Here is a 13,359-nt window from a genome sequence, read left to right as displayed (position 1 = left end):
CATCCTTTTATTTGTTATTTCCCTTTTGAATAGGGCCAATTTTATACAACTGTTCATCCTCATGTCCTGTTCTTGGAAAATCAATAGAAGAATAATAGTTTCCAACAACGCATTCTGTATTTAGCTTTTTCGCCAAGCCTAAAAACAAATATTGCGAAGGTAAATTGGAAGGCGTTACCGTAGCTTCAAGATAATTAACTTCCTCTAGATGCTCACGATTTAACAAATTCATCAACATCTTTGTCCCTAATCCTTTTCCTCGTTGTGAAGCTTTTACAGCAACTTGCCAAATAAATAACGTATCCCGTTTATCTGGATGGACAAACCCAGATATAAAGCCAACTATTTCTTCTTCACTCTCGACAATGATGGATGTTTTTGAAAACATATCACACCAAAGGATATAGCTATAAGAAGAATTAAGATCGAGCTTACCAATTTGCTTGATTAGCTCCCAAACTGCAGCCCCGTCATCTTTTGTAGGCATGCGAAAAGTTAGTTCTTGTTTCTCTTTATTTTCAGTTGACGTCGTCCAAATTGTTGTTTGGATGCTTTCACCTCCCAACTAATGTAAAATAAGCTTCTATATAAGCTTATAAATAATCGGTACAAATCTCAAAACGTTTTAAGCTTGATATCACCCCATTAAACGTGCTCAGCTATGGTTATGGTTATATAAAGACCAATCCTTTAACAATAGCTAGCAAAAATTCTAAATAATAGGGCAGTTGTTTAAATTCGATGTTTGATTCTACAAAATTCTACATTTTTTTTGAGTTTTCCCTCTTAATTACTTTACAAGTAATCCATTTTCTCTAATTGGTATACTCATTCTAATGAAACAAATTTCAACTACAGAACAAAAGCGAAAAAGCCTTGGTTAGTCGTGTACAAATGGTAGAACTTCTGAAGCAATACAGTGAGCTTCATTTAAGAAATGTTTTCTTCTAGACGAACTAGTTATCCACCATGTAATCGTTAACAACTACAGAAAACCTCCCTTTAAAATCAAGATAATCTAAACTTAAAGGAAGGTTTTCATTTGAATTAGCATCACATTTATTCCGTAATTTTATTCGAGTGTATTTTTTTCAACTTTTCCATTTTTGATGACTACTTGAATAGTTTCATTGTCCGCCAGTGAATATATATCATCTAGTGGATTTCCTTTTACAATTATAATATCTGCCAGCTTTCCAGTCTCTAACGTTCCCAGTTTATATTGCCAGCCCAAGCACTCTGCTGCTGTTTTCGTAGAAGCAATAATTGTTTCCATCGGTGTCATACCAATATCTTTCATTAATCCAAGCTCTCGTAAATTCGTTCCATGCTTCATCACACCTGCATCTGTTCCCATCGCTATTTTAACACCAGCTTGATAAGATTTTGCAATACTTGCATGATGTTGTTCAATTACTTCTTTCGACTTTTCAACAGCTGTAACTGGCATTCCTGCTTCCTCAGCTGTTTCTAAAACGGCTACCGGAGCTAATAAGGTCGGAACTAAAAACGTTTCATGCTCAAGCATTAATTCAATCGCTTCTTCATCAATAAAAATTCCATGTTCAATGGATTGTACGCCTGCTTTCACAGCATTCTTAATCCCTTCTGTACCTTGTGCATGTGCCATTACCCTTACACCTTTACGAAAACGCGCTTCCTCTACAATCACTTTTAATTCTTCCAGTGAAAATTGAGTAAATTCCGGGTGATCAGTAGCACTTAGTACCCCACCAGTAGCATGAACTTTAATTACTTCCGCACCCGCACGCAACATTTCTCTTGTTTTTTTCCGAACTTCTTCTATCCCATCACATTTTCCATTTGGCATCCCAGGATAATCGGATGGCAATAAATCAATAATATTTCCAGACACCGTATACCCATCTCCGTGTCCTCCTGTAATCGTTAAAGCATTAATACTTAATTGCATTCTAGGACCAGGAATAAGTCCATCTTCAATTGCTTTCTTTATCCCGAGATCTGCTCCTAAAGCATCTCTAACAGAAGTTACCCCAGCTTGTAAAGTTGTTTTTAAATACTGTGCTGCTTGATAATACATAAATGAAAATGGAGTAGCTAGTCGCTCGGCAATCGGTGAGAATTCCAACATCATATGTACATGTGTATCGATAAATCCTGGAAGGATCGTTCCTCCATTGGCATCCATAACTGTCTCATCACCAGATAATAAATAGCTTGCTTCTTCCCCAAAATAAACTATTTTTTCCGCATCGATAACTACGATCCAATTCGTTTTGGGTTCACTACTTTTTCCATCAATACATAGACCATTTTTAATGAGTAGCCTTGTCATCATCATTTCCTCCCCTATATTATTAAAGAGAAAAACCCTTTTTTCTCTGAGTTACAATGTTTGTACTAACAAACCAGCAATAATAACGGATGCAACAGTAACTGTGGTAAAACCACCAATTACCATTGGTGCAAGCAGTTCGTTAAAAATTAATTTTTCTTCTTCCTTATTCCTAGCTACACTTCTGCTTACTTCTTCACATAAAATGTAGTCTCCTGGAAATCCAAAAAGTGCCGTTAACGCAACAGGCATACCTTTTAATGGATCCCATTTCACTATCTTTGACACTATATAACCGCCTAACATAATTCCAATTGTTCCTATCAGTAAGATTGTTAGAATACGAGGCAAATTCTGTAGCACTTCTTCTGGTGTCACATCAGCCATTGTACCAATAACTACAAATATAATTGCCACCATTGTAATTGAGAATGAATTTGCTTTTTCCAGTGACCTGCTTTCAAACATGCCTAACTTTAAGCCAATTACCCCAATAGCTAAACACCATAAACTATAATGAATAGGCGTTATTTCTCCTAAAAAAACACCTAGCCCAGCACCTAAAAATACGTAAAATAATTTCAAAGTAATATTTGTTTTAAGGGGGCTAATTAGTTGGTTAGATGCAGCTTCTTCCCCTTGTTTCATACTTGAACTCATCGGAATAAATGTACCTGCATCTAATTGCTTTTGCATTTTCAAGGCATATTTACGCATAAAATTCAACGCAATTGGCATGCCTAAAACTCCCTGAAATGCAACAATTAATGCTGGAATAACCACGAGACTGGATCGTCCAATAGCAGCGAGCTCCTCCGATGTAATGATTAGAGCAATAACTCCCCCACTTAGCGGCCCTATCCCCGCAACTGCTGTTGCATAATCAAAAACAATAGAAATAATAATCAGAATAATTACACCAGATACGATGATACCACCTAAAGCAATAAGAACTGCTTTTAGTTGAGAGCGCAATAAAGAAAAAGGAATCAACGTCCCCATATGAACAATTGCAGAACCTATTAAGATTGCTCCTAATGCCGCAAATTGTGATCTTCCTAAAATATCATCTGGAAAAGCGCCTGTCCATACCGGTACAAGAAAACCCGTCATTGCAGTAAGTAACATTGGTATTCTCGCTCTAGAAATAATGGAGAGCCATTCACCAAAAGCAATAAGTGAAAAAATGAGTACTGTAGAAATAAGTGGATTGGATAGCAAGAGAATTCCCTCCTTTAAAAAATAATACTAATTACTATACCGCCCGGTTTATTGTTTGTCTATACAGTTTTTTTCGGTAATTCCCTTTTTTATTATTTTATATACTTTTCCGTCTATTATATAAAACTAAAAAACAGATAACACAAATAAAGATATCGCTTTCTTTTGTTAAATCAATTTTCGTTAAAATTTTTTTATGAAATCTTTGCGCCCACTACTATAAACAAGAAAAAGCATATATTAGTAATAAAAAATGATAAAAAGAGGTGTTGATTGTGGAAAGTAACAATAGACGGAAACGGGGAGACCGTGGACCTTTTCAAGGACTTATGGAGCAAATGGATGCTTTTTTTAATGAATCCGCTAAAAATTTTAATGCTTTAATTAAACGACCATTGGCAGTCCGAACCTATGAAACAGCTTCAGACGTAATTGTGGAAGCCGAGCTACCTGGTTATAAGCGTGAGCAAATTAAATTGGAAATAGTTGGTAACCAATTGCGGATTACTGCTGAGGACCATTCCTCACAGGATCATGATGATAGCTATTATAACCGAAAAGCAGAACGTGTCGTTAACCTTCCATTTGCTATATCTGAAAAAGAAACAAAGGCTGATCTAAGAAACGGTATTTTAAAAGTAACGATTCCAAAGAGTAATTCAAGCAGAAAATTTATTGATATTGAAGATAATGCAGATGAATAAAAAATATTGGAAAGTTACTTATATTTTTTTAAAACAATACGGGCCATTAAACTCCTCCTAAATGTTAGTAGGAGTTTAATGGCCCTATTTTTATGCCGATATTTAATAATGAAGAAAATACAAGATACGATAATCAAAACCTACCAATTCAAGCAACAAATAGTTGTAGAATTTTATTTACGTGTAATTAACAATAGCTTCATGCCGGTTTTACAACCATTTGATATACTCAAACTGAAAGTAACTTAATAACATGATTGGAGGGAATTGATTTGAAATTTATTGGAAAAGTTTTCATTTCACTTGTTATTATGATCATCTATTATGTGTAAAGAGGATGCTCAAAAGACCAACAAAAATGATCCATCGAACCTCTTTCTTTACTTCTAAATCCTCTGTTATGTAACTGCAATCACTCTACTCAAAACCGTAACCGAACTTCTCGGTTCTTTTGGAGCAGATACTTTAAATGAAACGATACCCCACACCCATCACCTAACTTAACTCGTGCAGATTTTTTGATATATAAGATCACGATTATATATGATACATTTTATAAAGTGAATCAATTTCTACGCTTCCTAACATATAATACATTGTCAAGATCTCCTAACAAAACAAACAAATTTTTCTACCAATTAATTGAATACTAATTTATTCCGTCCATGTAGCTAATATCAAAACAAATCAGCTAACATCCATTATGGGTTGATTGGCAAAATTCCAACATTTATAATTGTACAAAAAGAATAACCGGAGCCATTAAAGATTAAAACTTAATTGACGGTTTACGGTTTATTGATCTACCCAAGACTTAAATAGAACGGTACTTTGATTAAAGCATAAGTAAAAAAAGAAACGTGCATCTGTTCCAACAAATTCATTTTGGGCACATTTTTTACTAGTAAATAAATCATCATTATCGCTCCCGCAGTGCGCAGCATTATCAACCATTGTAAACAAAACCGCTAAGATCCCCGAGAACATCGTAAATATGGCAGACTTTGGCAATAACTGGTTAAATTTTTTCCCTAAATAGTGTCAGTAAAATTTAATCCAATCATAGCGAGTACAATGACCCCAATAATTGGTTTTAATCGTTTACCATCAACACGTTCTAGCGTATAATAACTTACAATAATTCCGATCAACACCCATGGAATAAGCGAGTTTAAATTTTTAGTGTCGGCGATAACAAGTAACAGCAATATATCCCCAACTAATAGCATGGGAGGCAGGATGCCAACGGATCCTAGCCGGAATAACAAACATAATTAACGTTACCACTAAGATAAACAAATTTGGTAAACCCTGATTTGGAAAAACCTTAAATAATGCACGAAATATAACGATTGACCAATCGAAATACGATAAGTCAACATCTGCTTCCACCTTAACATATTTTAAAAAAGAGGATACAAATATAGAAAAGGGTGGCGACCCCTAAAAGTTACACTTCTATTTCCAACCGTTGGCAACTAACCCTTTCAAAAGAAACTTATTTATACCTTTTTTTTCGTTGGTAAATGATGAAAAACATGATGATTAAGCAGCTCGAATAACCTATACTCCAGCCGTACATGATAAGAATATCATTTACGTTTAAAGAATCGTTCATTTGTACAATAACTTCAGATATCGGAGGAATCAAAAGTAATAAATATTCCCAGGATGGCGGGAGCAATTGTTGAATTCCAAGCGATGAAATAGACACGACAAGAACTAATATAATTCCTAACCATTGATTGCTCCTTGTCTCAACAATATTTCTAGTAAATAAAGCACCGATAGATATGGCTAATACTCCTAGTAACAGATGTGTTAAAAAACCAATTGTTAATGATTCTATTGTTACCTGCTCAGAAAACATGCCGAATACAACTGGATATACGACAGAAATAACTGCAAATACAATCGTGATAAACAATAAACTTAGATACTTACTAACAAAGAATTTATTTTCGCTGCCTGTATGGATAATAGTTATTCCTTCCTGTATAGAATCCTCGGTATGGAAAAAAGTAACCGTTACCCATGCAGTTAGGATGTACAAATAAATAGCAGTCACTCCATAACTAGCCAAAACCGGGTTCGGATAAAATGCATAATTGACAATTAACATGATGATAAAAACACTAAAAGGCGCAACATAATTATACGATTTTAAATAATCCCGAAGTTGATAAGTAATCAAAGCTTTCATGTTAGCTTCCACTCCTTGGATTTTGCAAAATTTGCTTGTAAAGTCTGCTGAACGAAGTAAATCGACGAACCGGATTGAATGAGTTCTACCAATACATCATCACTTTTCTCCCCATATACTGCTAATACAAACGTTCTTTCATCCACTTTAATAATTCGTACTTCACTTCGACTACTCAAGCGCGTGATTAGCGAGCGATCTCGAGGGACAGAAGCCCGGATAGTGACATATTGGTGTTGCCTTTCGTATGACGGATAGTAATCTTGAGAAAATACACCTTGATGTAACACGATGATTCGATTGGCAATGCGTTGTAATAGTACTTCATCATGACAAGAAAAAATAATTGTTAATCCTTTTTCCTTTAAGTCATATAAAATCGACTCCAGTTCATGTTGAATAATAAAATCTAGTCCTGACAGCGGCTCATCCAGAATTAACACGGAAGGTCCCATTAATAAAGCCTGCATCATACTAACTTTCTGCTTCATCCCTTTTGAAAAATATTTTATAGCTTGCGTTTCATCTTGCATTCCGAATTGTTGAAGAAGATCGTTTACTCGTTTCGTTGTTTTTTTACTTGATAAGCCCTGTATTTTTCCTAAGTGATAGAGATAATCAAAAGCTCTAAACCTTATTCCATCTGGAAATTGTTCCGGTGCATAGCCAACTTTACAAGAGTCGTGTGTATGTATTGTTCCACTAGTAGGTTTGGTCAGTCCTGCTAATAGTTTTAATAACGTACTCTTACCAGAACCGTTTGGCCCTAGAATGGCAACTCCCTCTCCTTTTACAAAGGAAAAGGACAAGTCTTTCAAAATATCTTTATTATGGATCATTTTTCTAATATGATTTCCTTCAATTAATTTTACCATTAAATCTCTCCTCTTCAGGCTGATTTCATTAAGTCGAAAATCTATGGCTACTGCTGTTACAAACTAAAATAACGATACATTTGGAGAGGAAATTATTCTTCCTATCATTGCACTTGCCTTTCTCTTAGTCATTACGTATCATTATACCTGCAACAGGTATAAACGTAAAATTCTCTATTTTTTAACCTATTACTGCTCTATCATTCAGTACGACCTGTGTTTATTCGTCGTTATTAAAATTTCATTTGCATACAATTATGTACGTCTTTTTTTAAACATTCGCAGCTTTTCATCAAAGACGTTTATTTATCTTTCTGTATGGTAAAACATATAGTAAATCCCCTCTTTCAAATTCTTTTAAATGACAAGTTCATTTTTATAAAAAATGTATTGAGATTACAATTAGTAACGCCAGGTATACCTGGTGTTCTTCATCCATATATTATTAATTCAAGGAAGGTGAGAACGTTATGCCTAGTGGAAAGCATGAAATCGAGATGAATGTTCCTATTAGTGACGTGTGGGAGTTCGTTAGCGATATGAATCGATGGGCTCCATTAATCCCCGGATATATTGACCATGAAATTTTAAATGAAAGAGAATCAACCTGGACATTTAAGGGAGACCTTGGAATCGTTCACAAAAAAGTTCAGTTAAAAGTTATTATTACCGAATGGCAAGAGCCTAACAAAGTAACCTTTGATCTCATTGGTTTAAGTGAAAAATTTACTGGAGGCGGATCCTTCTATGCAAAAACGATTAGCGATAGAAAAACCAACATGACTGGTCATTTAAATATAAAGGCTAGTGGCATGCTCGGATCTGTTATAAATCCCGTTTTAAAATCGTTTGTCCCTAAAATGACTAAGGAGTTGACAGAAGCCGTTGCAGATAAATTAACAGAAATTTACTCCACTTCGTAACTTGATTGGTGCATTCCCTCATTTTTTATTTGTCTCTTTAAGTTTATCATTTCTTATCGTATATGTAGAACAAAAACTAGAAGTGCGCTTGTTTAGTAACGTATAACGGCAAAATTCTGAAACGTACAGTGAAACTTCATTCAAGGAGTGCTTTTTTCCTTGAAAAAATTGCGAAGTATCGCTGACTTAGCTTTTCTGTCCTTGAAAAGAAAAACACTTTTCTGCGTGCGATGTCTATTCAAGTAGCTTTCCTGTTCTGTCGACCCGAAACGAATCGAGGATTTAGAAGCCGTTTTTCTCATTACGTTCACAAAAAGATAAGTAAATTATAGAAATGAGAAAAGTACGCTCCTTATACTCAGGATAAAGAAAACGTGCCTCTAAAACAGGGAAATGCCGACGCCTGAGTGGAAAGTTCGCTTTTTAGTCGACCTTCCTTTCGATTCGAACTCATGTTGGCTATCGCAGGAAGAAAATCAGAGTTTGGTTACAGCTTGAGCGTTCAAGCTAGACGATGCTGCTTTTCAAAAAATATCCACCATAAAAATTTCGTTTCCTTAACAGTAAAAAACGGATTTCTCTAGTTTAGAGAAATCCGTTTTTTACTCATCACTTATGCCTATTAGCTATTAATATATTGGCGAATATGCTCACTTACCCCAGCTAATTTTATTTTTGCTGGATCCGCCTCTGTATCTAACTGTACTGTTGATCCATCTTTAGGTAAAATCATCTCAAAGATTTTTTCATATTCCGCTACAGTTACTTCTATTCTTGAAGCTAACATTTCTTCATGTTGTTTTTGATTTAAATGAGCTTGATAGTTTGGCTGTAATATACCGGTGAAGAACTCTCCTACAGCTCCAGAACCATAGCTGAATAAACCAATTCTTGCTCCTTCTTCTAAATCCTTCTGATGCTCAAGTAAAGATATAAAGCTTAAATATAAGGAGCCAGTATAAATATTACCTACATTTTTATTATACATTTTACTGTATTCCAAGTTTTTTAACAAACGCTCTTTATCCGCTTCTGTTCCCTCATCATAAATCGTTCGCAGGGCCTTTAATCCCATCTTTGTATATGGAAGATGGTAACAAATAGCGGCAAAATCTTTTATTGATAAGCCTGTAGAAGTTTTAAATGTCTGCCAAATTTCTTCAAAGAAAGAAAGATATTTTTCATTCGACAGCTTGCCATTAACTAAGGCATATTCGGAATATACAGGCCGCCAAAAGTCCATCACCTCGCCGGTCATGAAGGCACTTTTATCCTCAAGCTTCATGATACGGGGATCTCTACTAATTACTAGCGCAACTGCGCCTGCCCCTTGTGTTGCTTCACCGCCAGTTCTTAAACCATATCTAGCGATATCAGAGGCTAGAACTAGTACTTTGCTGTCTGGATTTAATGCAATATGACCTTTTGCCATTTGAATACCTGCTGTTGCTCCATAACAAGCCTGCTTCACTTCAATTGTTCTTACATTCGGCTTAAGTTCTAATAGGTGGTGAATATATATTCCGGCAGCTTTGGAGTTATCCACACCTGTCTCCGTTCCAAATATAACAAAATCAATATTCTTCTTATCGGCATCATCCAGAATATTTAATGCTGCATTAGCAGCCAATGTCACAGAGTCCTGTGTAATTGGTGCAATTGCCATTTTTTCTTGACCAATACCTATCGTATATTTTTCTGGATCTACATTTCTTGCTTTTGCCAGTTTATTCATATCTACATATAAATGTGGAACATAAAAACCAATTTTATCAATTCCTATTTTCATAATATACTCCTTTGCTTACACTAATAGTTTAGTTTTTGCTTCATATTTAAGTGACTGAATTCACAATTAAATTCTTACATCGATCAACATATAAATAATAATACAATCCGAAGCCAAACACAATTATGGCGCTTCCAAAAGATAAATTCTATCTTTCTTTATCAAGCTTTTAATAGGTGAAGTGAGGGGGATTTTGTAGAATTAATTTAATGCCTAGACGATGCTTACCACAATTTCATTTCTATATAAGAGAAGAAGCAAGCGGTCGAGCAGTTGTACATGGTTTGCATACCTTTCTTCTACAGCTACTTACGTTTTTGTTCTTCATACTTTATAAGACCTTGTCTCCTTAATTTACAGGGAGGACATTCTCCACATCCGCTTCCTTTAATTCCATTATAACAAGTCAATGTTCTTCAAGAACTTTTAACCACTTCTGGCACTCTTTTTTCGTTTCAAGTTCAAAGCCACGTTCTAACTCACTAAACACCTTACGACCTTTAATTTCTAAATCAGGAATAATGCTTAAATCTTCTATTGTTTTACATGATTTTATAAGTGATCTTTTTTCTTTGTAATTCTGTTCTTTGTAATTCTGTTCTTTATAATTCTGTCTATATCATTTAAAGCCATTTTAACATTCTTCAATGTGTACCTATTTTTATTCAGTAAAGCTTTTGTTTACATAAATGATTGGATTATCTGTTAGAGAGGGATCTGTTATTAGTAGGCCTATTCTAGTATAATTTAATACTTTTTCAATAGATTTAATTTTTGATTCTCTCTGTTAAGGATAACACACTTCCTCTACCACATTACAATAATAGCTAACTAAACTTTACCTATTTTGAATCATTAGAAAAACTTGGCTTGTTGCCAAGCCTTTAGCGAGGTCTAGTTTTTCTTATACGATAAACCCTAAAATTTTATACTTTCCTATAGTGGAATAAACGCTAGAAGCGCTCGGTCAGCGGCATACAAAGGGCAGAGAGCTTCTGATAAGAGAAAGTGAAGCTTCATTCCGTGGAACGCTTTTTCCAACGAATGTTAGTCGCAGGATATGACCTGAACCAATCGGGTGTTCAAGTGCCGTTATCTGCACCGAGACTTTCTTTTTTATCTATAACTAGTCTAACGGCATCTTTGGAGCGGGATAAAATTGACTATTTTTCTATTAAACCTAAATGAAATGCGGTTATAGCGGTAAACTAATTTTTAGGTCAGAACATCTGCGTATACATTAGCATCCATTACATTTTGGTTATAGTAATATTGATTTTTGTTAATATTAAGAAAATATCAGCTGTGTAACATTTCCACAGCTGATTGCTCAAATCGTTCTATATTGTTAAACCTTCTGAATTTTAATAATGAATATCTCCTTTTTCCTTCATGACGCTTAAATTCCTAGACATTCATGCAAATGCCGCAACTATTAGAGAGTTTAAATAGACGTCTATTTATTACCTTATGGAACACGTACCTATATAATCATCGGTATTTTTCCCTTCTTTCTCATTTTCATAAAAAAGATAGATATTTATTGCATAAGATTAGGTAAAATCGTTACTAATTGTGGGAAAATAATTAACAAGAATATACAGATTATCATTCCGACAATCATTGGAACTGCTCCTTTAAAAATAGTTTGTATCGGTATATGGTTGGCAACCCCCTTAATAACAAAAATACTTATTCCTAAAGGAGGTGTCAATGAACCAATATTAATTGCCATGACCATAATAATTCCAAACCATACCCCATTAAATCCCAACTCTATTATAATCGGATAAATAATTGGAATAGTAAGTACAATTAGCGATAAACCTTCTATAAAGCAGCCTAATAAAAACAATGCAAATAAAATAACAATCAGAACAACAGACGAATTTAGTTCCAAGTTTCCTACCATTTGTGTCAACGCTACCGGAAGCCTACTAATTGTTATGAACTGACTAAATATAGTAGCTCCAATGAGAATTAAAAAAATATAAGCAGTTAATTTTACCGATTCGTTAAATGATAGCTTTAATCGATTCCAGTTTAGCCTTTTGGAAATGAATGAAAAAAACATCGCTCCAATTGCCCCTACACCAGCAGCTTCGGTCGGAGTGAAGATACCTAAATAAATTCCTCCTATACTGATGATAAACAAAGCTAAAAACGGCCAAACACTTTTTAATGTATGGAACTTCTCCATTACAGTTGACTGCTCCACTTTTGCAGGGGCTAAAGAAGGATCTTTACGTACAAGAATAGCAACAATAATCATAAAAATAACAACTTGAATGATCCCCGGAATAATCCCTGCGATTAATAATTCTCCAATTGGCTCTCTCGTTTGAATGCCATATAAAATTAGGATTACGCTTGGAGGAATTAAAATCCCCAATGTTCCACCCGCTGCTACACAAGCAGTAGACAAGCTTGGTTTATAATTATATTTTTCCATTTCAGGTAGCGTTATTTTGGACACCGTTGCCGTAGTAGCATTCAAAGAGCCAGAAATAGCTGAAAAAATAGCTGCAGTACCAATGGTTGCCATCGCTAATCCGCCTCTCAAATGGCCAATCCAACTATCTACGGCACGATATAAATCCTTTCCCATACCAGTATAAGATAAAATCATACCCATTAAAATAAATAACGGAATGACACTTAGAGAGTATGAGCTAGCTGTATCAAAAGGGGTCCTCCCTAGTTGAAAAAATGCGACATCCCAACCCCGAATCAAGGATGTTCCGGCTAGACCTACTAATATAAGAGAAACACCTACTGGAATTTTCATTAAAAACAAAATGATTAAGGCAAGAATGCCTATTGTACCTACCATTTCAGGACTCATCGTTACGAACCACCTTTTTCCAGTAGTAAAAAACATGTAAACATGCAGTCAAAGCAAATAACCCTAATCCAATTGAAGCTAAGAATACAATTGGATATAAAGGAATATTTAAATCCCCTGTTACTGTATTTGTTCTATAAAGACGCAATGCATATGTAGCGGTACTCCAAGTAATAATGACCATTAACATCGCTATGATCAAATTAATTGAAAAGGAAAATAATAATTGTACACGTTTTGAAAATTGCTCTACTACAAAATCTATCGTAATATGTTCTTCCTTTATATGTGTATAAGCGAAACTCAAAAAGATGACCAATGCTAGTCCAATCTCTGTGAAATCAACCGTCCCTGTAATGGGTTGTTTAAATATCCATCTTCCTAAAACATCTAAAGTAATAAGACCAGCCATGGCTAACAAGATAGCTTGTGCTATAACATGTGAGAGCTTATTTAATTTATTAATTAGTCTCTCCATTTAC

11 protein-coding genes and 1 pseudogene are annotated in these 13,359 nt (G+C 34.8%); 2 read left to right on the top strand and 10 right to left on the bottom strand.

The window, feature by feature from the left end; translation table 11 throughout:
- Nucleotides 1-7: 7 nt before the first annotated feature.
- From ectA to BN1066_RS14520, 3 genes are all read right to left on the bottom strand, one after another.
- Entirely contained in the window at nucleotides 8-565 is a 558-nt protein-coding gene (gene ectA, locus BN1066_RS14530) for a diaminobutyrate acetyltransferase (RefSeq protein ID WP_245799801.1), read from the bottom strand.
- A gap of 507 nt (nucleotides 566-1,072) precedes the next feature.
- The gene (locus BN1066_RS14525) at nucleotides 1,073-2,317 is read right to left on the bottom strand and encodes a metal-dependent hydrolase family protein (RefSeq protein WP_077320175.1); all 1,245 of its coding nucleotides are present in this window, start codon (nucleotides 2,315-2,317) and stop codon (nucleotides 1,073-1,075) included.
- Nucleotides 2,318-2,368: 51 nt separating this feature from the next.
- Complete coding sequence (locus BN1066_RS14520; RefSeq protein ID WP_077320174.1) at nucleotides 2,369-3,538, bottom strand: hypothetical protein; 1,170 nt, start codon at nucleotides 3,536-3,538, stop codon at nucleotides 2,369-2,371.
- 275 nt (nucleotides 3,539-3,813) lie between these two features.
- On the opposite strand from BN1066_RS14520, the gene BN1066_RS14515 reads away from it, so the two are divergent.
- Nucleotides 3,814-4,242 (top strand): Hsp20/alpha crystallin family protein, encoded by a 429-nt coding sequence (locus BN1066_RS14515; protein ID WP_077320173.1) that lies wholly within the window; start codon nucleotides 3,814-3,816, stop codon nucleotides 4,240-4,242.
- Nucleotides 4,243-5,273: 1,031 nt separating this feature from the next.
- On the opposite strand, the gene BN1066_RS20335 is transcribed toward BN1066_RS14515, so the two are convergent.
- The 3 genes from BN1066_RS20335 to BN1066_RS14505 all read right to left on the bottom strand — a co-directional run bounded on the left by BN1066_RS20335 (nucleotide 5,274) and on the right by BN1066_RS14505 (nucleotide 7,320).
- Nucleotides 5,274-5,450, bottom strand: a complete 177-nt coding sequence (locus BN1066_RS20335; protein ID WP_179104408.1) for a hypothetical protein — start codon at nucleotides 5,448-5,450, stop codon at nucleotides 5,274-5,276.
- A gap of 290 nt (nucleotides 5,451-5,740) precedes the next feature.
- Nucleotides 5,741-6,445 (bottom strand): hypothetical protein, encoded by a 705-nt coding sequence (locus tag BN1066_RS14510; RefSeq protein WP_077320172.1) that lies wholly within the window; start codon nucleotides 6,443-6,445, stop codon nucleotides 5,741-5,743.
- Nucleotides 6,442-7,320 carry an ABC transporter ATP-binding protein gene (locus tag BN1066_RS14505; protein ID WP_077320171.1) on the bottom strand — a complete coding sequence of 293 codons (879 nt, stop codon included), beginning with the start codon at nucleotides 7,318-7,320 and terminating at the stop codon, nucleotides 6,442-6,444. Before BN1066_RS14505 ends, BN1066_RS14510 begins: the two co-directional genes overlap by 4 nt.
- 470 nt (nucleotides 7,321-7,790) lie before the next feature.
- Here BN1066_RS14505 and BN1066_RS14500 point away from each other — a divergent pair, with 470 nt between their 5' ends.
- Complete coding sequence (locus tag BN1066_RS14500) at nucleotides 7,791-8,243, top strand: SRPBCC family protein (protein ID WP_077320170.1); 453 nt, start codon at nucleotides 7,791-7,793, stop codon at nucleotides 8,241-8,243.
- 622 nt (nucleotides 8,244-8,865) lie between these two features.
- Here the strand turns inward: BN1066_RS14500 and BN1066_RS14495 are convergent.
- The 4 genes and pseudogenes from BN1066_RS14495 to BN1066_RS14480 all read right to left on the bottom strand — a co-directional run bounded on the left by BN1066_RS14495 (nucleotide 8,866) and on the right by BN1066_RS14480 (nucleotide 13,355).
- On the bottom strand, nucleotides 8,866-10,032 hold the full coding sequence (locus BN1066_RS14495) for a hydroxymethylglutaryl-CoA synthase (protein ID WP_077320169.1): 1,167 nt from the start codon (nucleotides 10,030-10,032) through the stop codon (nucleotides 8,866-8,868).
- 305 nt (nucleotides 10,033-10,337) lie between these two features.
- Nucleotides 10,338-10,448: pseudogene (locus tag BN1066_RS14490) on the bottom strand (7-cyano-7-deazaguanine synthase); the annotation flags it as partial.
- 1,124 nt (nucleotides 10,449-11,572) lie between these two features.
- The gene (locus BN1066_RS14485; protein WP_077320168.1) at nucleotides 11,573-12,877 is read right to left on the bottom strand and encodes a TRAP transporter large permease; all 1,305 of its coding nucleotides are present in this window, start codon (nucleotides 12,875-12,877) and stop codon (nucleotides 11,573-11,575) included.
- Nucleotides 12,867-13,355: a TRAP transporter small permease gene (locus tag BN1066_RS14480; RefSeq protein WP_077320167.1), complete on the bottom strand. Its 489-nt coding sequence runs from the start codon at nucleotides 13,353-13,355 to the stop codon at nucleotides 12,867-12,869. Before BN1066_RS14480 ends, BN1066_RS14485 begins: the two co-directional genes overlap by 11 nt.
- Nucleotides 13,356-13,359: the final 4 nt, after the last annotated feature.

Origin of the sequence: Virgibacillus proomii, assembly GCF_900162615.1 — a bacterium.
GTDB classification, from domain to species: Bacteria; Bacillota; Bacilli; order Bacillales; family Amphibacillaceae; genus Virgibacillus; species Virgibacillus proomii.
Note: the sequence above shows the minus strand (reverse complement) of the source record. Positions and strands in the feature narration are given on the sequence as shown.